Annotated in this window: 20 protein-coding genes; 11 read left to right on the top strand and 9 right to left on the bottom strand. The window is 68.5% G+C overall.

Annotated features, from left to right (window positions below; genetic code table 11):
• Window positions 1–168: 168 nt before the first annotated feature.
• Complete coding sequence (locus ACXR8F_RS17920; RefSeq protein WP_458802542.1) at window positions 169–1,143, bottom strand: glycosyltransferase family 2 protein; 975 nt, start codon at window positions 1,141–1,143, stop codon at window positions 169–171.
• A gap of 64 nt (window positions 1,144–1,207) precedes the next feature.
• Window positions 1,208–2,308: a glycosyltransferase family 4 protein gene (locus ACXR8F_RS17915; RefSeq protein ID WP_458802540.1), complete on the bottom strand. Its 1,101-nt coding sequence runs from the start codon at window positions 2,306–2,308 to the stop codon at window positions 1,208–1,210.
• 41 nt (window positions 2,309–2,349) lie between these two features.
• On the opposite strand from ACXR8F_RS17915, the gene ACXR8F_RS17910 reads away from it, so the two are divergent.
• From ACXR8F_RS17910 to ACXR8F_RS17895, 4 genes are all read left to right on the top strand, one after another.
• A complete protein-coding gene (locus ACXR8F_RS17910; RefSeq protein WP_458802539.1) occupies window positions 2,350–3,459 on the top strand; it encodes a glycosyltransferase in 1,110 nt (369 codons plus the stop codon).
• A 62-nt stretch (window positions 3,460–3,521) separates the two neighbouring features.
• Window positions 3,522–4,685: an acyltransferase family protein gene (locus ACXR8F_RS17905; protein ID WP_458802537.1), complete on the top strand. Its 1,164-nt coding sequence runs from the start codon at window positions 3,522–3,524 to the stop codon at window positions 4,683–4,685.
• 283 nt (window positions 4,686–4,968) lie between these two features.
• Entirely contained in the window at window positions 4,969–5,178 is a 210-nt protein-coding gene (locus ACXR8F_RS17900; RefSeq protein WP_458802535.1) for a hypothetical protein, read from the top strand.
• Entirely contained in the window at window positions 5,153–5,734 is a 582-nt protein-coding gene (locus ACXR8F_RS17895) for an ATP-binding cassette domain-containing protein (protein WP_458802533.1), read from the top strand. The genes ACXR8F_RS17900 and ACXR8F_RS17895 overlap by 26 nt, the downstream gene beginning before the upstream one ends.
• Here the strand turns inward: ACXR8F_RS17895 and ACXR8F_RS17890 are convergent.
• A complete protein-coding gene (locus ACXR8F_RS17890; protein WP_458802531.1) occupies window positions 5,718–6,305 on the bottom strand; it encodes a hypothetical protein in 588 nt (195 codons plus the stop codon). The genes ACXR8F_RS17895 and ACXR8F_RS17890 overlap by 17 nt on opposite strands.
• A gap of 54 nt (window positions 6,306–6,359) precedes the next feature.
• Between ACXR8F_RS17890 and ACXR8F_RS17885 the strand changes: the two genes are divergently transcribed.
• The gene (locus tag ACXR8F_RS17885) at window positions 6,360–7,448 is read left to right on the top strand and encodes an LCP family protein (protein WP_458802529.1); all 1,089 of its coding nucleotides are present in this window, start codon (window positions 6,360–6,362) and stop codon (window positions 7,446–7,448) included.
• A 24-nt stretch (window positions 7,449–7,472) separates the two neighbouring features.
• Here the strand turns inward: ACXR8F_RS17885 and ACXR8F_RS17880 are convergent, their stop codons facing one another.
• Window positions 7,473–8,456, bottom strand: a complete 984-nt coding sequence (locus ACXR8F_RS17880) for a beta propeller repeat protein (protein WP_458802527.1) — start codon at window positions 8,454–8,456, stop codon at window positions 7,473–7,475.
• 517 nt (window positions 8,457–8,973) lie between these two features.
• The gene (locus ACXR8F_RS17875) at window positions 8,974–9,558 is read right to left on the bottom strand and encodes a hypothetical protein (protein WP_458802526.1); all 585 of its coding nucleotides are present in this window, start codon (window positions 9,556–9,558) and stop codon (window positions 8,974–8,976) included.
• A gap of 340 nt (window positions 9,559–9,898) precedes the next feature.
• On the opposite strand from ACXR8F_RS17875, the gene ACXR8F_RS17870 reads away from it, so the two are divergent.
• Together ACXR8F_RS17870 and ACXR8F_RS17865 are read left to right on the top strand one after the other, a co-directional pair.
• Entirely contained in the window at window positions 9,899–10,414 is a 516-nt protein-coding gene (locus ACXR8F_RS17870) for a dTDP-4-dehydrorhamnose 3,5-epimerase family protein (protein WP_458802525.1), read from the top strand.
• A gap of 49 nt (window positions 10,415–10,463) precedes the next feature.
• Window positions 10,464–10,874: a cupin domain-containing protein gene (locus ACXR8F_RS17865; protein ID WP_458802523.1), complete on the top strand. Its 411-nt coding sequence runs from the start codon at window positions 10,464–10,466 to the stop codon at window positions 10,872–10,874.
• Window positions 10,875–10,901: 27 nt separating this feature from the next.
• Here ACXR8F_RS17865 and ACXR8F_RS17860 read toward each other — a convergent pair whose 3' ends face one another.
• From ACXR8F_RS17860 to ACXR8F_RS17845, 4 genes are all read right to left on the bottom strand, one after another.
• A complete protein-coding gene (locus tag ACXR8F_RS17860; RefSeq protein ID WP_458802521.1) occupies window positions 10,902–13,355 on the bottom strand; it encodes an AAA family ATPase in 2,454 nt (817 codons plus the stop codon).
• A gap of 296 nt (window positions 13,356–13,651) precedes the next feature.
• Entirely contained in the window at window positions 13,652–14,248 is a 597-nt protein-coding gene (locus ACXR8F_RS17855) for an arsenate reductase/protein-tyrosine-phosphatase family protein (protein ID WP_458802520.1), read from the bottom strand.
• 55 nt (window positions 14,249–14,303) lie between these two features.
• Complete coding sequence (gene rfbA, locus ACXR8F_RS17850) at window positions 14,304–15,182, bottom strand: glucose-1-phosphate thymidylyltransferase RfbA (RefSeq protein ID WP_458802518.1); 879 nt, start codon at window positions 15,180–15,182, stop codon at window positions 14,304–14,306.
• 67 nt (window positions 15,183–15,249) lie between these two features.
• Complete coding sequence (locus ACXR8F_RS17845; RefSeq protein WP_458802516.1) at window positions 15,250–16,590, bottom strand: UDP-glucose dehydrogenase family protein; 1,341 nt, start codon at window positions 16,588–16,590, stop codon at window positions 15,250–15,252.
• A 227-nt stretch (window positions 16,591–16,817) separates the two neighbouring features.
• Between ACXR8F_RS17845 and ACXR8F_RS17840 the strand changes: the two genes are divergently transcribed.
• The 4 genes from ACXR8F_RS17840 to ACXR8F_RS17825 are packed head-to-tail and all read left to right on the top strand — an operon-like array spanning window position 16,818 to window position 21,726.
• The gene (locus ACXR8F_RS17840) at window positions 16,818–18,071 is read left to right on the top strand and encodes a glycosyltransferase family 4 protein (RefSeq protein WP_458802514.1); all 1,254 of its coding nucleotides are present in this window, start codon (window positions 16,818–16,820) and stop codon (window positions 18,069–18,071) included.
• On the top strand, window positions 18,064–19,893 hold the full coding sequence (locus ACXR8F_RS17835) for a glycosyltransferase family 4 protein (RefSeq protein ID WP_458802512.1): 1,830 nt from the start codon (window positions 18,064–18,066) through the stop codon (window positions 19,891–19,893). The genes ACXR8F_RS17840 and ACXR8F_RS17835 overlap by 8 nt, the downstream gene beginning before the upstream one ends.
• Entirely contained in the window at window positions 19,890–20,789 is a 900-nt protein-coding gene (locus tag ACXR8F_RS17830) for an ABC transporter permease (protein WP_458802510.1), read from the top strand. Before ACXR8F_RS17835 ends, ACXR8F_RS17830 begins: the two co-directional genes overlap by 4 nt.
• Window positions 20,782–21,726, top strand: a complete 945-nt coding sequence (locus ACXR8F_RS17825; protein ID WP_458802508.1) for an ABC transporter ATP-binding protein — start codon at window positions 20,782–20,784, stop codon at window positions 21,724–21,726. Before ACXR8F_RS17830 ends, ACXR8F_RS17825 begins: the two co-directional genes overlap by 8 nt.
• Window positions 21,727–21,729 lie beyond the last annotated feature (3 nt).

The raw sequence follows: 21,729 nt of genomic DNA, 5'->3' as shown, positions 1-21,729 counted from the left end.
GGTGCGCACTCGGACCCGGCCGTCGTCGACGACCGGCGGCGGGTGCCGCCTGCCGTCGTGCGTGACGAGCACTGAGGACCCGGGGCTGGAGGCCAGGATCGCGCGGACGAGGCGGAGGACCTGATCGGGTTCGGTGTGGCTGAGGACGACGTAGGCGGCTGGCACGGGTCAGGCCCGTGACGGTCGCCGGTCGCCGAGCCGGTTGCGGATCGCTGCGGTGGTGCCGGCGGCCAGGCCACCGAAGGCGGCGGAGGCGTGCAGCGCCCTGCCGCCGACGGCGCGCGCCCGCTGCCGCGGCGTGCGGCCGCCGGCCACGACCGCCTTGGCGCCGTCGAGGACGATGTCACACACCTGGCGCAGAGCCACCCCGTAGTAACGGCGCAGGATAGGGGCGTCCATCCCGAACGCGTGCGACAGCAGCACGACGTGGTTGCGGTTGCCGTAGAAGGTGTAGCGCACGTCGAAGCGGCGTCCCTTCGTGTAGGGCGCCGCCACGTGCTCGACGAGGGCCGTGGGCGTGTAGACGACGCGATGACCGGCGCGGCCGAGCCGGAGCATGATGTCGCTCTCCTCGCGCAGGCAGGTGCCGGGGAAGAGGTCGACGATGCCGCCGATGTCCTCGAGCGCCGAGCGGCGCACCGACATGTTGGCCCCGAGCACGTGGTCGACGTCGAGGTCACGGCCGGTGTCGGCGGCGAAGTTGCCGGTGAGCGTCCCGTCGGGCAGCAGCCGCCCGACGGCGTCGTGCCCCTCGTGCTCCTCCCCCGGACGGCCGTTGCTCGCGCGGCCGCCGACGGCTCCCACGGACGGGTCCGAGTAGCGGGCGAGGATGTTCTCGAGCCAGTCGGGCTCGGCGTAGGCGTCGTCGTCGATGAACGCCACGACGTCCGACCTCGTCTCGGCGACGCCGATCGCCCGCGACGTCGCGAGCGTGCCGGGGCCGGCGTCGTTTCGGATGTATCGGATCCCTGGGAAGTCGGCGACGACGTCGGCGGTCAGGCGGTGCGGGGACGAGTCGACGACGACGATCTCGTCGGGGGTGCGTGTCTGACGGGTCAGGTGCTGCAGGCAGATTCGCACGTTGTCCGGGCGGTTGAAGGTCGCGACGACGACGTCGACCGACAGGGACGGGGCCTCAGGCATGGCCCGAGTATCGCAACCGGATCGATCTGGCGGGGCTGGACCGGAGAATCCCGTTCGTCCCCCTTCAGACCTTCCAGCCCGCCTCTGCGAGCGCCCGCTCGAGCAGGTCCGCCGAGCCGTCCCACGTGTATCGCTCGGCGTTGCGCCGTCCCGCCTCGACGAGCGCCGCGCGACGGCCGGCGTCCGAGGCGATCCCCAGCACCGCCTCGACGACCTGCTGCGGTTCGGCCGGGTCGCACAGCACGGCGCCCTCGCCGGCGACCTCGACCATCGGCCCGGCCCGCAGCGCGACGACCGGGCAGCCGAGACGCTGCGCCTCGACGACCGGGATGCCGAACCCCTCGTACAGGGAGGGGAACACGAGGGCTGTCGCGGCGCGGTAGAGCCACACCAGCTCGTCGTCCGAAAGTCGCCCGGCGAAGGTCGCCCGGGTCCAGCGTCCCTGCCCGGCGTCGGCGAAGACGCGGCTGTCGCCGCGCGCGCCGACGACGACCGAACGGATGCCGGCCTGCTCCAGGGCGTCGAGCGCCGGGGCGAGGTTCTTGTGCCGGGCGAACGTGCCGACGCAGAGCACCCACGGCGATCCCTCGTCGGGGAGCCCCTCGACGCCGGCCAGGTCGGGCCGCCTCGGCGTGAACCGGTCGACGTGGTCGCTCCCGTTCGGCACCACGCTGACGCGGTCCGGCTCGAGGCCGAGCACGGCCGCCAGCTCGCCGGCACTGAAGGAGGACACCGTGAGCACCCGCCCGGCCCGCCGGGCCAGCAGCCGGTACATCAGCCGGTACCACGTGCGGAACCCGCGGCTGTACGTCTCGCCGTGGCGGAAGGCCGAGACGTCGTGCAGGGTGGCGACCTGGTTGCGGGCGAGCACGGGAGCGGGCCCACCGAGGCTGAGCAGCAGGTGGCGACGCGCGAGCCAGGGCAGCACCAGCTGCTCGAAGACCTGCCCGGTCGCGCGTGACTCGCGCACCCGGACGACGCCCGCGATCGGATCGGGAACGACGGTTCCCCTGGGGACGTGCACGACGACGCGCTCGCCGTGCCGGGCCGCGAGCCGGGTCACGAGCTCGAGTGCGTAGCGCTGCGTGCCGGTCGTCATCTGCGACAGGAATCTGCCGTTCACCGCCAGGACGCCGCTGCGGTGGCTCAGACTGAGGCTCGGCACCTGCCCGAATGTAGCCGTACGTCCCCATTGGATCGGAGACCATGACCGATCGACCGCGCGTCGCGATCGCCCACGACTACCTCACCCAGCGCGGCGGCGCCGAGCGCGTCGTGCTGGCGCTGCACCGCGCGTTCCCGGACGCTGCGATCCACACCACTCTCTACGACCCTGCAGGCACCTATCCCGAGTTCCGCGACGCCCACGTCGTCGTCTCCCCGATCGACCGCCTGGCACCGTTGCGCCGCAAGCACCGTGTCGCGCTGCCCCTGCTTCCGTATGCCGTCTCGAGACTTCGCGTCGACGCGGAGGTCGTGGTCGCGTCGAGCTCCGGGTGGGCGCACGGCGTGCCGACGACGGGTCGCAAGCTCGTCTACTGCCACGCGCCTGCGCGGTGGCTCTACCAGGCCGAGGCCTACCTCGGCGGTCCCGCGCACCGGTCGCTCCCCGGTCATGGACTCACCCTGCTGAGCGGCTGGCTGCGCCGCTGGGACCGGCGCGCGGCCGCGTCGGCAGACCGCTACCTCGCGAACTCGACCGTCGTCGGCGAACGCATCACGGCGGCATACGGCATCAGGGCCGAGGTCGTGCCGCCGCCGTTCGGCGTCGATGCCGGTCAGCCGCAGCACCCCGTCGAAGCGCTCGCCGGCTGGGCCGACCACCGCTACCTGCTCGTCGTCTCGCGCCTGCTGCCCTACAAGAACGTCGACGTCGCGATCGAGGCGGTGAGGGGGCTCGGTGAGCGCCTCGTCGTGGTCGGCTCGGGTCCGCTCGCGGCACAGCTCAGGGCCGCAGCCCCCGACAACGTGCGCATCCTCAGCGACCTGACGGATGCCGAGCTGAGGTGGACCTACGCCCACGCGCACACGCTCCTCGCCCCCAGCCTCGAGGACTTCGGTCTCACGCCGCTCGAGGCGGCAGCCTTCGGCATGCCCACCCTCGCCCTGCGCGGCGGTGGCTACCTGGACACGATCGACGAGCAGGTCAACGGCACCTTCTTCGATGCGCCGACCGTCGGGGCCGTCCGTGCGGCAGTCGTCGCCAACCGCGCCAGGCGCTGGGACGCCGACGCGATCCGCGCCCACGCGGCGCAGTTCTCCGAGGCGCGTTTCCACGAACGCATGCACCAAGAGGTCGATCGCCTCCTACGATGACGCGAACTGGACACGAGGCTGGGCACGGGGGCGTGGTCCACCTCGCGAGGTGAAGGGGGAGCATGGAGGGCTCGAGCACACCGGCACCGACGGTGGCGGCCTCGTCGAAGGCTGCCGTCGCCACGCGGCGGCTCGCCTACGTCGACACGTTGCGTGGCTTCGCCGCTCTGTGGGTGTTCCTGCTGCACATCCACGGCTACTGGCTCGACAACGTGCGACCACCGAAGCTGTCCGCTGACGGCGTGCTCGTGCGTGCCATGGGCTTCGGCGGGGCGGGGGTCGACATCTTCATCGTGCTCTCGGGCTTCTGCCTCACACTGCCGCTCATCCGCGACGGCCGCGTGCGCCGCCTCGACCCGCGTCGCTTCTTCCGCCGCCGGGCCTACCGTCTGCTGCCCGCCTACTACGCGGCGGTCATCCTCGTCATGGGACTGGAGCTGGTCCCGCCGCTGCGCGAGCGGCTCGTCGCCAGAGACCTATCGCCCTTCGATGCGTGGACGCACCTGACCCTGACCTTCCCCCTCTTCGGCGAGACGCTGGGGGCGGTCAACGGCTCCCTGTGGTCGATCTCGCTAGAGGCCACGCTCTACCTCGGCTTCCCGTTGCTGCTGCTGGTCCACCGGCGCTGGGGCCTGCGCGGCGTCGTGCTCACCACCGGCGTCGTGGCGCTGGCGTGGGCGGCGTTCGGTCTGTGGTGGGCCGGGCAGGGGCACCCCGCCGGGCTGATGCCGTCGACCGACAAGCTGTTCCCGGCCCGCTGGTTCCAGTTCGCTCTGGGCATGTGGGCGGCCACGCTCGTCCGATCGCCGCGGCCTTCGCACCCTGCCCGCGCAGCGCTCGCGCTGCCCGTCGGGCTCGCCGTGGGCCTGGCCGGGTATGCCGCCGGGTGGGGTCCGGTGAGCGCGCTGGGTTTCGGGGTGGTGGCCGTCTGCCTGCTCGTGCTGCTGGCGCGCGTGCCGGCTCACGTGTTCGAGGCGGGACCGTTGCGCTGGCTGACGGCGCTGGGTGTCATCTCGTACAGCTTCTACCTGCTGCACCAGCCGGTGCTGCTGCTCACGGCGCAGCTCGGGCGGCAGGTGGAGTGGGGTATCGGGCTGACGACACTGCTGGCCCTCGCCGTCGCGGGCACCGCGACCGTGCTCGTGGCCGCACTCTTCTACCGTTTGATCGAGAAGCCGTTCCTCGTCAGGGGCAGCATGCGCAGCGTGGTGCGGGCGGGGGGCTGAGCCGTGCGCGAGATGTCAGCACGCTGCATGACATCTTCGACCGGAGGACCAAGCAGGAGCCGGTGCTCGCGACGGTCGGCCGGCTCGTCATCGCGACTCTCGAGATGCTGGCCGTAGCCCACGTGCTCCCGCTGGTCGCCCGCGCCACCGGTATCCCACCGACTCCGGCGCCGTCGGGTTCGTGGCAACGACGCGGCGTCAGCTCGACCGCCGCACCTTGACCGTCATCCTGACCCCGTGCGCAGCCGCGTCGCGGCGGAGCACGGCAGAGCATGTGCCCACGATGAACGACTCGGTCAGCCAGCTCGTCAACCTCACCGTCGGCGACGTCGTGGGCGTCATGTCGGGCGGCGTCGCCATCCCGGCCATCGTCGTTGGAGTGCTCGTCGTCGCCCCGCTGCCCGCGGTGGCCCTGGTGGCGTACTTCGGAGTTGCGGCACGGCTCTACAAGCGGCAGGTCAAGCCGCGTGCCCTGCGCGCGGGCACCGGATGAACGAGGAGACCTTCGCCGTTTGGCGCACGTCTCTCGCCGCGTTCGGTGGCCTGCAGAACTGCACATCCGTGGCACGCAGGAGCATTTCGTGACGACACACCGAGACGGGTCCTTCGAGGCTTCCGAGGCCAGCAGACCTCGATCCGTAGTGGGACGACGTCAACGAGGCCGGGCTGTGGACTGTCTTCCGCCCAGCCAGCTGGAGGCACTCGTCGCGGATCTCGCGCAGGGACTGGACACGCAGCTCGGCGAGCGAGGCACCCGGCTCTGCGGCGGACAAAGACAACGGGTCGGCATCGCCTGCGCGCCGTTCAGCGCACCGTCGCTGCTCGTCCTTGACGAGGCCACGTCCGTCCTGGACACGAGACCGGGCCCCGGATCGGCGAGACGATCCGGGGCCTGCCCTTCCGAGTTCGCGCGTCTCTTGGAGCTGGGCTCGCTCGATCGGTCGGTCAACGCCCGGAAGCTGAGCGGCCGACTCGTGTCGCCGCTGACAGGACCGACTCAGCGACGTCAGCAGCTCCGTGCGGTGGGAGCCACTAGCGGATCGAGTTGACGACCAGCACCCAAGCGACGACCGGCGTGCCGACGGCGAGGATGATCGCCAGCACCCGCAACGCCGCGGCATGCGAGTACACCTTCGCGATCACCGCGGCCACGACGCCTACGGCGAAGATGCCGAGAGAGTAGTTCGCGAACCGCGCGCTGAGCTCGACGATCTCTGGCGACCTGGTGATGTTCGCGATGGTGGCGGCCTTGCCGACGGGGCCCCACGGAGCAGGGAGCGGCGCCTGCGCGAACAGGAACGCCGCCACGCCGAGGAGGTCGGTGCGCAGGAACGACGAGCGGCGAGCGGAGATCTGGCGGCGGCTGCGCGCCGTGGGGACGACCACGGGCGTCGCGGGCGCAAGCGCGCGGGGCAGGGTCAGCAGCAGACCCGGGAGTCCGGCGAGCGCGGCGATCAGCCCGGCATAGAGCTTCGGGCGGCCATCCGAGGCAAAGGCGAAGACCGTGACGAGTGGCCCGGTGGCGCGCGTGAGGAGCCACACCCACGCGACGAAGACCATGGCCCCACCGATGGCCAGAGGGACGTCCGAGTTGATTCGTCGTCTTCGTCCTGAAACCACGGCCGCCATTCTAGGCGTCAGTGGCACCCGCTCCGGACACCTACACTTGGCGCCGTGGACAGCACCCCTGAGCGAGATGCAGATCTGTTCGACCGTCGGCAGGTCGGCGCCGCCAACGGCTCGGGAGGGTCGGACGACGGCTGGGACGGCGGTCCGGGCGACAGCTCCGACGGCCGACCGAACCCGCGCGAGAAGCGACGCAACCGCAAGGTGCTCGTGGCCGCGATCGTCCTGCTCCTGGTGCCCGTGCTGGCCCTCGGTGGCTACCTCGTGTGGCTCAACCAGATCGTCAGCAGCAACATCAAGACCGAGCAGCTGCTGCCCGATGATGCCAACCCCACAAACGACGCAGGTCAGGCGGTCGACGTACCCCAAGGGGCCGGCACCAACTACCTCATCATCGGCAACGACGCCGGTCCCGGGCGCGAGGGCGCCCGCTCCGACGTCATGGTTCTCGTGCACGTGCCGACGGACCACTCGGACGTCAGCCTGATCCACTTTCCCCGCGACCTGTACGTCTCGATCCCCGGCAAGGGCAAGAACAAGCTCAACGCCGCCTACGCCTTCGGGGGCGCCCCGCTGCTCGTGCGCACCATGCAGAATCTGCTGGGCATTCGCATCGACCACGTGGCCATGCTCGGCTTCGAGGGCTTCAAGTCGATGACCGACGCCGTTGGCGGCGTCGACGTCAACGTAGCCGAGGCCTCCGAGGGCGACGGCAAGGTCTTCCGCAAGGGCATCATGCACATGGACGGGGAGACGGCGCTCGTCTTCGTCCGCCAGCGCAAGCAGCTGAGCGAGGGTGACATCTCGCGAGGCCAGCGCCAGCTCGCCTTCATCAAGGCGCTCATGCTCAAGACGCTGAGCAGGGACGTCCTGGCGAACCCGATCCGCCTCAAGGACTTCACCGAGGCGGCCACGAGCAACCTCACCGTCGACCAGAGGCTGGACGTCGGCACGATGCGCTCCGAGGCTTTCGCGATGCGTGGCCTGCGCGGCAGCGACATCCGCTTCATCACGGCGCCGTTCACCGGCTTCGGCAGGAGCCCCCAGGGCGCGTCCATCGACATCGTCGACGAGGCGAAGATGGACGAGCTTGGCAAGGCCATCCGCGACGACGCGCTGAACTCCTACACGGACTAGGACGACGCACGGCCGGCACGCGCGTCACGCCCGCTTCCACGACGTGAGGTCGCGCGACGACACCCACGTCTGGTCGCCCGCGACGATCCACCCGGCTGCCGCGGTGACGGAGAGCCCGACCTGACCGGGAGCGACCGCCTCGGCGCCGACACACCCGATCGGCGCGGCGCCCTGGTCGGCGGAAACCCGGACCACCTGCAGTCCCCGGCATCTCGCGACGACGCGGACGGCATACGTGCTCGGGGCGCCGCCTGCGCTGAGTCGGGTACCGAGGGCGACCGCCCCGGGGGCGCTGCCGGCATCGGTCCAGGTGAGGCCGCCGTCTTTCGTGGCGACCACGGAGCCGCCCGCACACAGCGCCTCGGCCTGCGTGGCGGACGTGCGCGAGAGGTCTACGACCGTGGCCTGGCCGCAGGGCGTTGCCCGAGCAGCCCGCGGCGCGAGCACCCGGGTCGGTCCGTCGAGCCTGCGGGCCCACCCGCCGCGCACCACGGTCGACGGGCCCCAGGTCTCGCCGCCGTCCTTGGTCGCGTACTGCCTCGGCGTGCACTCGGCGCCGGCACCGATGACGAAGGCTTCGGTCCTGCTCATCGGCTGCACCCGGGCGACGGCCCGGGCGGGTGAGCGCAGCCGGGTCCACGTCGCCCCGCCGTCGGTGCTGACCTCGACGCGAGCTCCCCCGGCGGTGCATGACCCCACGGTGGCGCGCCACGCCGTCGTGGCGTCGAGCGCCGACACGAGCCGGGCGACGGGCACCACCCCGGCCGACGGCTCGCTCGCCGGCGTGGTGGGCGCCGTGGTCGCCGACGTGGTGGTCGAGGGGGCTGGGGGGATGCTGGGGACTGGCGTGGTCGCGCCGGCGGGAGCCGTCCCCGGGGCGGTCAGGGTCGCGGCCACCTGCGGCGAGGCGGCCGGCGCGTTACGACCAGCCCGCAGCGCCATGACGACGAGACCGATGTCGATGGCGAGAAACGCCACGAGCCCGGCCGCGGCCACCCGTCTGTGCATAGCCCGAACTCCCCCTCCACCGCACGAGGCGGCACGACGTTCCCTTCCCCCGAGGACATGCTAGAGGCGAGTCGCTTTGCAGCAAGGGCCTGTCCGGCGTCGAGTCAGATGGACGGCGGCCTCAACGCGTCGGCGACGACGCCGATCTGCGACTGGATTTCGTGCGACATCCGGTCATACGCCCCGGGCCCGCGCCCGTATGGGGCGTAGCTGTCCGCTTCGTCCGCGGCGGGCCAGGTTGAGGCCGCGACGGCCCCGGGCGACATCGGCGACGACCACGGCCCACGGTATGCCTTCTGGGGCCGACAGGGCCTCGGCGGCGATGTCGGCCTCGCGCACCAGACGGCGGAATCGGCGACCGTGAAGGCCTTGCGCGAGGCGCCGGGGGTGCAGCGCGACGGCCTCCCCGCGGTGCTGCTGTGTGGCGGTGACGACGAGGTCTGCCTCGTCGAACATGGCTGGCACGAGCTGCTGCGCTGAGCTGGCCGCAGCGCAGCATTGAATGAGGTCGACCGTGTCACCTCGCGCCGCGTGCAGCTGCAGCAATACGACGCACTGCACCTTGCAATCGCCGCCACCTCGTGGCGCCAACTGCCTTTCCCTCCCGTCTCATTCTGCGCCATGAGGACACCGCAACCAGCATCATCACGAGCCAGAGCAGGACTACGATTCCAAGAATTGGGCCAAGAATATTCAGCTTCTCATTCGCCTCGAATGCGCCCATCATCGACATCGGCCTCCACACGCCAACATAGGTGAGAGCACATAGGAAGATCAACTGGATAGGTATCTCAATTGGAAGACGGGCCGCTTGGCGTTGCGCAAGAAGAGGCGCAATCACCTTGAGTTCAGCAACGTGACCAGCACGCGCCGCTTCCCGCTCCTCCTCGGACGCCTCCTCGTCCAAAGCATCCAACCGTACACGCGCGGCACGCTCATCTAGTCCATGCCGCTTGATGCTTCCCCGGAGTTCGCGCCAATCTTGCGCAAAGGCCTGGAGTCGCATCGTGAAGAAGCCCCCAAGAAACGCGACGAGACTGATGCCCACCTGCGCCGCGGTCGCTAAGAATGCGTCGGCCTCAGGGGACTGTGCTGGAGGCATTTCTCGATCCTTCCGCTGGCGGCCGGGTCGCCCGGCCGACCCCCTGGTCATGCGTCTAGCTCTCACACCCACCTCGCCCTCCGCAGCTGAGCTGTCGCCGCGGTTCGCGTGAGTAAGGAGTCACTCCCACCCGACTGACACCCTAGTCGCCCTCGGGCAGTGGGCTCTCACCTGAACCGTGAGTTGCAGACTGCCCGCTCAGCAACGCCGTGCCGCCCCTCGAGCCATAGTCTGACCGGTGGGCCCGCACCGCGTCGACTCGATCGACACATGGTCCCGTGTCGCACGACGTTGATCTGTATCCTCGGATCAGCATGCCCCCAAACTCGAAGGGTGTTCCGTGAACGTCGACGAGGTGACTGTCGAATGGCTGCAGTCCGTGTCATTCGCTCCACCAACACTTAACTCCCCCTCGATTGATGGGGTTTCCTTCAAAAGGCTCGAGGTGAACTTAGACGGGCGCGGGGACGTCATCGAACTGTGGAGTGAGCCCTGGGGTTTCATCACGCCGGCACATATATACCAGAGTGCCACCGACTACGGCGTCGTGAAATGCTGGCACCTGCACCGGGTTCACACCGATCAATTCGCAGTGACGCGCGGCAAGATTCAGATCACACTGGCAGATCTACGGGAGAATTCAGGCACCTTCGGACGAGTCGACACCTTCATTATCGGAACCCAAATGCCTGGCTTGGTCATAATCCCACCGGGCATACTTCACGGCTGGAAGTGCCTGAGCATGCCGGAGGTCATCGTCTACAACTTTCAATCGCACGTCTACGATCCCAACGATGAGTATAAGTTCAAATGGGATTGCGCACTGGCAGACGTTTGGCAGCCCCGCAATGGATGATGCCCTGTCCCGCTTGGGCCAGCCCCCATGGAGGAGACTCCTAGGTGGCGTGTCTTCCATCGAGCTCACGTGGAGTGAACCGCCGATACCACAGCTCGGCGGGAGAGTCCATTCGCAGGCTGGCGAGCTTGCACGCATCATCAACGGAAGCAACATTCGGTTTATCGCCTATGTCGAGTTTCTGAAGGATGCGAAACAGCTCAGGGGTAACCACTACCATGAGCGGAAGCGCGAAATCCTTTACATCATGCGCGGCTCTCTACATGCCACTTACAAGAATCTTGATTCGGGTGAGCACGGAGCGTGTGACCATCACGCGGGGGAACTAGTTGCTGTTCCACCTCGGGTCGCGCACGTCTACCAGCCGATCACTGACACTCACGCACTCGAACTGTCGCTGCGGCCCTACGACGCAAACGACACAATTCCTTTCAACGTGATGGGAGATCCCTCGTGTTGAATGAGATTCTGTGGACCCAGAACTGGATCAGGACGCCCGTGCGGCTTCAGAGATCCTCTTTGCTTCGCTCTCCATGTAGCCAGCGCCCATGGTTGCAGCCATGCGCTGAGCTTCGACCGCCATACGGACCGCGCCTTCGGCCCGGCCTGCGCGAAGTTCGCGCTTAGCCATCACGATCTGCACCCAAACAGATCCGATCGGAAACGACGCCTCCGCGAACCTTTCTCGCGCGGCGTCGATGTGCGCTGTCAGCAGCGCTTCACCTTCAAACTCTGTCAACATTGCCTCAGCCAGCGCGAGACGCGCATTTCCCTCGTCCACCTTGGCGCCGAGAACGCTTAGACGAGAGATTGCCTGTTCCCACGCCTCGACGTCAGTCGGGTCGAGCCGCGCGTCGCGCTTGGTCGCAATGGCGAGCAGCATGTAATCCGAAACGGCTTCGTTATACGTGTCACCAAGGCGTTCCGCAAGAGACTTTGCTTTGCGCGCACAGCCCAAGGCCGCTTCATAGTCTTTCCGGAGGAAGAGCCCCCAGGCTAAACTCCTGTTGCCGGTGCATGAGAAATGCTCGTACCCCTCATTCTCACTTCGACTGACTGACTCTGCCAACTTCGCAATGCCCTCATCCAACTTGCCCGACATGATGAGGGTGGAACCATACGAGCCAAGATTCGAGGCCAGTGAATACTGCGCATTGCAGGATCTCGATCGCTCGATAGCTCTGATGTGGAGGGCCAGGGCGGACGGCAAGTCCCCCCTCATCCTCCTGATCTTGGCCAACTGCTCCTCGGCATAGCCGCGAAGCCCTTCTCCCTGGGCGTTGGATTGGCCCTTGACAAGCCAGTCTGCCGCCTGGTCAAGATCGCCCTGTGAATATTTTAGCCGACCCAGAGTGATACAAGCAGTCGCAAAAAGTGGGTGACCTTCAAATCCATCTTGTGTAGCTTGGCGAAGTTGAGTCTCCGCGTCAGCCCACCGCGACTGTCGGTAAGCGAGGTCACCCAGAAAGAAGTTCAGGCTCGCGGCATTCCATCCCGAAATTTCTGGGACGGAAACTTCACCTAACAGCGCAGCGCAAGCATCGAGCTCTGAGAGCTCAAGCAACCGAGAGAGAGCGCTGGCCAGCGCCTTCATGCCTTCGTTTTCGCTGATGTTGAAGGCGTGGTGCACATATTCCAGGGCCGCCGTGCGGCGCGTGTCGGCCCCCCGCGGGGCCAACATGTCACTCGTTTCGAAGCGCGCCAAGTGGAAATCGCGGCATGCAACGTTCACCCGCATGTAGTCGTCCTGATGGTCGTCCATGAATTGAGCAGCAATAAAATGGCGCACCAAAGGGTGTACGGAGGTCCTATTCCGACTCTTGAGCATCACGGGATTATCTCGGACAGCCACGAGGGCGGCGGGTTCAGCGAGACCTTGTTGCACCAGCCAGGAGAGAAGTGCGTCATCGAACCAACGTGGTACCGCGAGCCTCTGGAAGGTTGATCGCTGCCTGGTCGTGACTTGCCTCATCATCACGGTAGCAATCCGTCGCTCTACCTCGGGTCCAACCATGGGGAGGCTTCGATCCGGGCTCTGCGCTTTCAGTTCGACGATCAACTTCACGGCCAGAGGGAGCCCGGATGAGAAGTAGCTGACGTCCAAGATTTCCTGGTCACTCATCTCGATGCCCAGTTGCCGGGCGTGCAACTTGACAGCGGCAGCAAGCTCTGGGTGCTCCAGTCCGGCAAGGGTTTTCTGCGCGACCCGCGTGCCCTCAAGCATTATTGAGTGTTCACGTTCGGTGCTGACGACGACTAGAAAGCGCGCTGACAGTGATCGTAGAAGCGATCGCAAGAGACTGACATCACCCTGAACAGCGTGAACATCATCAAGGAGGATGACCAACTCGCTGGGCGACGACACTCGCTCGAGGTCGTCAGCGAGCGCTCCAATGAATTGACCTTCTGGGCTCAGAAGCAACCTTTGCTCATCAACGGCGAGGAAAGAGGCGAAGAAGCCAGAAATGTATTCGGAAGCAGCGGGATCAAATCCAACGTAATCGACTCCCCTCGCAGAGCGGAGCCAAGGGTCGAACGCGCCATCCGATTGGTTTCTAACCTTCGTCATGGCCCTGTCATACTTTGCCTGAAGCCTCGCCGTCGAATCCATTCGAATCCCGGATCGGACCATGGAGTCGGCCACGTTCACGACGAGTTCAATAGTGCCCCACGTTCCGCTAGGCGGCTCAATTAGTAGCGCGGACGCCGGGGGTTCGATTGATCGCGCCAAGCGATGCAGCATCCATGTCTTACCACTGCCCGGGGGCCCCGAAAGCACCAATAGGCCCGGGTCTCTGTCGGCCCTTAACCTGGCGAAGTCAGCGATCTCCTGCGTGCGATTGACAAATAGACCCTCGACGTACGATTCAACAGAGTGCCCCGTGAAAGCCGCAGATTCAGGGGCCCGACGGGCACCGCGCCACCATCCGACAAGACCCAAGGCAAATCCTCTCTGGCGAACAGAGTTACCGTCTGGAGGCGGCGAGCCACGACCTCACCAAGCATAGACAATGCCCCGGTTGTTTGGCTCGAGGAGCTGGTCAAGATTCGCAGGTGCACGAACTTTCCCGCGATGGCTGTCTTTGTACCGCCATCGCCGGAGACGCGGGCTCTTGTCGTATTGCTGACACTCGGACGTGTCCGATTCCCCACATCGACGGCAAGGAAGCCCTCAGGCCGGCGAGCCGTCTCGTGGCCGGCAACTACTTTGCGGCACTGCAAGATTCCCGACCCCAATCATGGAGTCATGCTCCGCCGGTCAGGCCGAGCCCTCAACGCTGCGGCGACGACACCAATCTCGGCCTCGATCTCGCGCGCCATACGCTCATACGCCTTTGGACCGCGGCGGAACGGATCGTGAATATCTGATTCGTCGGCCCGACGCGCCGCTTTGAGTCCCCGCCGCCCGCGAGCGACTTCTGCGACAACCGCGGCCCAGGGCACACTGGCTGGGGCCTGCCGGGCCTCAGCGGAGAAGTCGACATGCCGAACGAGATCTGCGAGCTCGCCCAGCGTGAACGTTTTGCGCAAGGTGCGAGGGTGGAGGGCGACAGCGTCTCCACGGTGCTGCTGGGTTGCGGTCACAACGATGTCGGCCCCGCCGAGCATGGCTGGGACGAGCTGGCGCGAGGCGAAGCCGGCCACCTCCGCACCCGCGGCCAAGAGCAGGACACTCGATCCGGTCTCGATGTCGCTGCCGACGAGGGCTCGAGTACCGGCGCTCTGGACAACAGCGTCGGTGCCTGCGAGAAGTTGGCGCAGACGCCGCTCGATGTACGGCGAGCGGCACACGTTACCGGTGCAGACCACCAGAATGTTACCGATCGCAGTCATCGCGGCCGCTCCGACGCAATCAGGGCGTGTTCTTGTCGACGCCAGCCATACGTCGTCACGATTGGGCCCCTCGCTCGGCGAGGAGGCCATGTAGGTAGTGACCGTAGCCGCTCTTGGCGAGGGCTTTGGCGTGCAGCGCCAGCGCTTCGTCGTCGAGCCACCCGTTGCGCCAGGCGACCTCTTCGACACACCCGATCTTCTGACCCTGCCGGGCCTCGACGACACTGACGAACTGGCTGGCCTCGATGAGGCCGCCGAAAGTGCCGGTGTCGAACCACGCCGTCCCGCGCGGCAGCACGCTGACCGTGAGGGTGCCTCGGCGCAGGTACTCGGCATTGATCGCCGTGATCTCGAGCTCGCCACGCCCGCTCGGCGTCAAGCCACGGGCGATTCCGACGACGTCGTTGTCGTAGAAGTAGAGGCCCGGGACGGCATAGCTCGACTTCGGGTGCGTGGGCTTCTCCTCGATCGAGATGACGTTGCCGTCCGGGTCGAACTCGACAACGCCGTATGCCGTGGGGTCGGCGACCCGGTAGGCGAAGACGTGCCCCCCGACCACCGAGGTGTTGTCGGCGAGCCGCGTGCCCAGCCCCGGGCCGAAGAAGATGTTGTCGCCGAGCACGAGCGCGACGCTGTCGGCACCGATGAAGTCGGCACCGATCAGGAACGCCTGGGCCAGGCCGTCGGGGCTGGGCTGGACGGCATACGTGATCGTCATGCCCCACTGCGAGCCGTCGCGTAGCAGCCGCCGGAACGGCTCGGCGTCGTCGGGGGTCGTGATGACGAGCACCTCGCGGATGCCGGCCATCATCAGGGTGGACAGCGGGTAGTAGACCATCGGCTTGTCGTAGACGGGCATGAGCTGCTTGCTGATGCCCAGCGTGATCGGGTGCAGGCGGCTGCCTGTGCCGCCTGCGAGGATGATCCCCTTCATGGTCCCGAAGCCTAGGGTCTGACGCCGCGCGTCGCCGCACGATCGCTGCAGTCGGGCAGGGTGCGCCTCACCAGGTGGAGGCGGTGCGACCCATCCCCCGGTAGTCCCAGCCGGCGTCGGCCCAGGCCCGGGCGTCGAGCACGTTGCGCCCGTCGATGATGCGGGGGCTGGCGACGAGCGACTTGGCGTGCGCCGGGTCGATGGCGACGTAGTCCTGCCACGCGGTGAGCAGCATGACGAGGTCGGCGCCGTCGAGCGCCTCGTCGGCGGTGTCGACGATCTGCAGGTCGGGCCGCAGGGCGCGCACGGAGTCGGCACCTGCCGGGTCGGTGGCGACCACGTTGGCGCCACGCCCCCAGAGGCGTCCGGCGATGTCGAGCGCCGGCGAGTCGCGCACGTCGTCGCTGTCGGGCTTGAAGGTCAACCCGAGCACGGCGACCTTGACGCCGACCAGACGGCCGCCGGCCATGGCGCTGGCGAGCTCGACCGCGTGGTCGCGGCGACGCATGTTGATCGAGTCGACCTCTCGGAGGAAGGTCAGCGACTGGTCGACGCCGAGCTCACCGGCGCGCGCCATGAAGGCACGGATGTCCTTGGGGAGGCAGCCTCCGCCGAAGCCGATGCCCGCCTGGAGGAACTTCGAACCGATGCGGTCGTCGTGGCCGATGGCCTCAGCCAGCCGGGTGACGTCGGCCCCGGCCGCGTCGCAGAGCTCTGCCATCGAGTTGATGAAGGAGATCTTGGTGGCGAGGAAGGAGTTCGCGGCAACCTTGACGAGCTCGGCCGTGGGGTAGTTCACGAGCAGGCGCGGCGTCCCTCCCTCGAGGAGCCGTGCATAGACCTCGTCGAGCACGTGCAGGCCGGCGTCGCCGGTGGCCTGGTCCTCCGGGAGGCCGTAGACGACGCGGTCGGGGCTCAGGGTGTCCTGCACCGCGTGACCCTCACGGAGGAACTCGGGGTTCCAGACCACCACGGCGTCAAGATCGGACTCCGCGACCCGGTCGGCGATCGCTTGGGCGGTTCCGACGGGCACCGTCGACTTGCCGACGATGACCAGAGGGCCGTCGGCGTGCGGGCGGGCGTGCTCGAGCACGTCGTCGACTGCGCTCCACACGTAGCTGAGGTCGGCAGCGTAGCTGCCGCCCCGCTGCGGGGTGCCGACGGCGATGAAGTGGATCCGGGCCTCGGCGATGGCGGCCTTGTCGGTCGTGAACGCCAGGTTCCCGCTCTCGACACCCTTGCGCAGCAGCGGCTCGAGGCCGGGCTCGAAGAACGAAGGCATGCCCGCCGCGAGCTTGACGACCTTGCTCGCGTCGACATCGACGCCGACCACCTCGTGACCGAGGTCTGCCATGCAGGCGGCATGCACCGCACCGAGGTATCCGCAACCGATGACCGAGATTCGCACGGTGGCAGCATACGCAGGCCGGTTCACCGCTCGGCCCGGATCTGGCGACCAGGAGGTGAGCGGCAGGTGGGGGCTCGGCGGCTCGAACCCGCTCGGGGACCGCGCCGCACTCTGAGACGATTCACAGGCGCCACTCAATCTGCGCTAAACTTGTCCGGTTAGCCCGATTGAAGGGGAATCGAGCACGCAAGGCGAGAGCACATGCTGGTTCATGAGGCGGTGCCGAGATGAGGATCCTTCTCCTCACCCACTACTACGAACCAGAGCTCGGTGCTCCCCAGCAGCGCTGGGGGGCTCTCGTCAGACGCTTCATGCGGGCCGGGCACGAGGTGGTCGTCGTTGCTCCTTCCCCGCACTACCCCTTCGGTGGCCTCATCGGCGACTCACGGCTGACCCAGCGCGGGTGCGTCCACCGGGGCGTGCACGGCGAGACCGTCCACCGGGTGGCGTTCAGGCCGTATGCCGGTCGGCTCGGCTCGCGCCTGCTCGACCAGGTCGTGAGTGCCGCCGACTCGGCCCGCACCGTCCTCGCCAGGCTTCGGCACATCCGACCCGACGTCATCGTCGCCACCGCCCCAGCCCTGCCGACCCTCTTCTCCGGAGCGCTGCTGTCGCGTGCCATCGGCGTGCCACTCGTCACCGAGATGCGCGACGCGTGGCCCGACTTGCTGGCTGTGGCCGACGACTGGAACGCCGCTGTCCCCGCGCCGACACGCAAAGCTGCGGTGCTGCGGCCGCCGCTGCTGCGGGCGGCTTCCGCGGTGATGACCGCCCTCCAGCGGCGCTCGTCGACGGTCGTGACCACCACCGAGAGCTTCGCGGCCGAGCTGCGCTCGCGGGGAGTCCCGAGCGTGCACGTCATCCGCAACGGTGCGCACGACGTGCCCGGCTATCCCGAGCACCTCCCCCGCGAGTTCGACGGCGAGCTGCGCGTCCTCTACCTCGGCACCGTCGGCCGCGCCCAGGGCCTCGGCACGGCGGTACTCGCGGCCCGCCAGGCGCACGCGGCCGGCGTGCCCATGCGCCTGCGCATCGTGGGGGCTGGCGCCGAACACGAGGCCGTGGCGCAGATGGCGTCGAAGGGTGACGTGCCCATCGAGATCTTCGGTCAGGTGCCGAAGCGCGAGGTCGCCGACCACTACTCCTGGGCCGATACGATGCTCGTGGCGCTGCGCCCCTGGGCCCCGCTCGAGCTCACCGTCCCGTCGAAGCTCTACGAGGCGATGTCCATCGGCATTCACGTGACCGGCATGGTTGACGGCGAGGCCGCGGCCATCCTCCGCGCCGCCAACATGGGCACCGTGGTGCCTCCGGGTGACTCCAACGCCCTCGCCGAGGCATGGGCCAAGCTCGCCAACGACCCGTCACAGCTCTTCGTGGGTGGCGCGGGGCGCGACTGGACCGACGAGCACGCCAACGACGACCGCCTCGCCGAGCGTTATCTCTCCATCCTCCAAGGAGTCGTGACACAGCATGCGTGACCCGGTGACCTCGCCACGCGCGAGGGTCACCAGACGGTCTCTCTCCACGCTGCGCAACCTGGCGATCCTGGGCCGCGTGGGGGCGCGGCACTTCGAGGACGACCCGGCGCTCCTCGCGGTCCAGAGCCTCCGGCGGCTGCCTCCGCGGGTGCGGCATGCCCTCGCCGCCGCCCTGTCGGCGAGCGCGCGCGCGTCGAGCCGGACGCTGTCACGGCCAGTCGTCGGGACGGCCCTCGCCGAGTTCCTCGCCGACCACCCCGCCGAGGCCCGGGCGGCGTTGAGCGAGGTCCACCCGGCCGGGTCCGCCGGCCGTCGCCTGCGTGCCGAGCTTGCCGTCGCCCTCGGCGGAGAGCCCGGAGACGAGGCGCCCGCGGCCGTGGTTGCCCGCTCCGCGTGGCGGCGTGGTCGCATCAGCGAGGCGATCGAAACCCTACCCGTGACCGGCGGCGGTCCCGTGGCGCGGCAACGGGCGCGGCTCGAGGCCGAACTGCGGGTCCTGCAGCCCGGCTTCCGGCTGGGCGCCCCGACCGGCGCCGGCGATCTGGCAGACCGGCAGGTCCGCGGCACACCGCCCGACGGGCTGCGCGCGCTGCACCTGCTGACCAACTCCCTGCCCTGGACCCAGTCCGGCTACTCGCTGCGGTCGCACGCGGTGCTGCGGGCGCAGCAGGCCGAGGGCATCGCCGTCGAGGCGGTGACGCGCGTCGGCTACCCCGTGACCGTCGGTCTGCCGCACGCCCGCGACCTCGACGTCGTCGACGGCGTGCCCTACCGACGCCTGGTCCAGTGGTCGATGGCAGACACCCTGGACGAGCGCCTCGAGCAGACGGCCGACCTCGTGGCCCGCGAGGTCGCACGCTTCGGTGCGACCGTGCTCCACACGACCACCCACTACCCCAACGCGGTGGTGGCCTCGCGCGTCGCAGCCACCACGGGGCTTCCCTGGGTCTACGAGGTACGCGGTCAGCTGGAGAAGACGTGGGTCGCCTCCCTGCCCCCGCACGAGCAGGCCGGCGCGGCAGCGAGCGAGCGTTACCACCTGTGGCACGCCAGGGAGGCCGAGCTGGCCCGCGCGGCCCACCACGTCGTCACCCTGTCCAGGTCCCTGCGCGACGACCTCGTGCGTCGCGGGGTCCCGGCGTCGCGCATCACGATCGTGCCCAACGCCGTCGACGAGGCCCTCGTCGCCGAGGGCACGCAGGTGGTCGAGCCCGCCGTCGCACGGCAGCGGCTCGGCCTGCCCACCGACGGCTGGTGGGTCGGCACGGTGACGTCCGTCGTCGACTACGAGGGCCTCGACCTGCTCATCGAGGCCGTGGCCCGTCTGCGACGCGAGGGCCACGACGTGCGCTGCGCCGTCGTCGGCGACGGGGTCGCGCGCGCCGACCTGCTGGCCCTCACGGAGCGTCTCGGCCTCGCCGACGCGGTCGTGCTGCCCGGCCGGGTCCCCCGCGAGCAGGCGCGTCTGTGGCACCGCGCGCTCGACGCCTTCGTCGTGCCGCGACGCGACCTCGAGGTGTGCCGCACGGTCACTCCCCTCAAGCCGATCGAGGCGATGGCGCTCGGGCGACCGGTGGTCGTGTCCGATCTGCCGGCTTTGCGCGAAATCGCCGTGGAGCCCGGTTCGGGGCTCGCGTTCCGGGTTGGGGACGTGGCCGCCCTCGCGTCTACACTGCACACGTTGCAGGCCGACCCCGACCTCTCCCGCGAGCTCTCCGAGAGGGGCCGGGCCTTCGCTGCCACACGGACGTGGCGCGCGCAGGCGTCGGCCTACCGCGACATCTACGCGCACATCCACGGACGGGTCGGGGGCACCGCATGAGCAGGCAGGCTGCCCCCGCCGGCTCCCCCCTCGACGAGATCGACGACATCAACCTCGAGTCCGTCGACGTCAGTCGGCTGAAACCGGTCGGTCAACGGCCGCCGGTCGGCACCTACATCCGCTCGCTCTGGAGCCGGCGGCACTTCATCGTCGCCGACTCGCGTGCACGCGCCTTCTCCGGCAACCGCGACACGTTGCTCGGCAACGCGTGGCTCGTGGGCCGCCCCATCCTCGACGGGCTCGCCTACTTCCTCATCTTCGGCGTCATCCTCGGCACCTCGCGGGGAGTCGACAACTTCATCGGCTTCCTGCTCGTCGGTGTCTTCCTCTTCTCGTTCACCTCGCGGTGCCTCACCGGCGGAGCCGGTGTCATGGCCTCCGGCAAGAACCTCATTCGCGCGTTCGCGTTCCCGCGAGCGGCGATCCCCATCGCGATGGTGCTGCGCGAGGCGATCTCGATGATCCCGGTGATCGTCACGATGCTCGTGATGATCGTCGCGATCCCGCCCCACGCGACGATCACGTGGCGCTGGGCGCTCTTCCCCCTCGTGCTGCTGCTCCAGCTGATGTTCAACGCCGGCCTCGTCTTCTACGCGGCCCGCCTCACCAGCGCGGTGCCCGACCTCAAGATGCTGCTCGGCTTCATCTCGCGGTTCTGGCTCTACGGCTCCGGGGTGATGTTCTCGCTCGAGCGCTTCATCACCCATCCGACCGCCCTCGAGATCCTCCAGTACAACCCCGCCTACTGCGTGCTCGAGCTCTCCCGAGACCTGCTCGTCTACGGCCGCACGCCCGCGCTGACCCTGTGGCTGACCCTCGGGGCCTGGGCGGTGGTCACGCCGGTGCTCGGCTTCCTCTACTTCTGGGCGGCAGAGGAGGACTACGGCCGTGAGTGACGACGCCAACAGCCAGCTCGACGCGGCCGAGAACGCCCCCAAGAAGGGCATCGAGGTGCCTGTCGGCGACCCCACGGTGCTCGTCAACCACCTCTCGGTGCACTACCGCGTGCCGAGCAGCGAACGCGCCCGTGGCGAGCAGCAGCGGCCGAGCCGACGCCTTCTCGGTCGCCTCGGCTGGTCACGCACCGTGACGGTGAGGGCTGTCGACGACGTCACCTTCGTCGCGCGCGCCGGCGAGTCGATCGGCGTCGTGGGGCACAACGGCTCGGGGAAGAGCACCCTGCTGCGCGTCATCGCCGGGCTCGAGACGCCGACGGCCGGCACCGTGCTCGCCTCGGCAACGCCCTCCTTCCTCGGCGTCAACGCCGCGCTGCTGCCCGAGCTCTCCGGCATGGCCAACGTGCGCCTCGGCCTGCTCGCCATGGGCATGTCGCCCAGCCAGGTGACCGAAACAGTGCCCGAGGTCCTCGACCTCGCGGGCCTCGGGTCCTCGATCCACCTACCGATGAAGACGTACTCCTCCGGCATGGGCGCCCGGCTGCGCTTCGCCATCTCGGCGGCAGCCCGGCCGGAGGTGCTGCTCATCGACGAGGCGCTGGCCACCGGTGACGCCGCCACCAAGGAGCGCAGCGAGGCCAAGATGGCCGAGATCCGCAAGCAGGCGGGCACCGTCTTCCTCGTCTCGCACGCTGCGCAGACCATCGAGGAGATGTGCACCAGGGCGATCTGGCTGCACCAGGGCGAGATGGTGCTCGACGGCCCCGCCTACGAGACCGCGCGCGCCTACCGCTGGTGGGCCTGGCAGGTCGCCAAGGGCAACCACACGAAGGCGGAGGGACTGCTCGACGACGCGCGGGCCCAGCTCAGGGCCACGCACGTGGCCGCACACGACAGCGAGACGCGGCGCTACATCGCCCGCCACCGCCACATCTAGGAC

The sequence above is a fragment of the Terrabacter sp. AAH1 genome, assembly GCF_054456855.1.
Note: the sequence above shows the minus strand (reverse complement) of the source record. Positions and strands in the feature narration are given on the sequence as shown.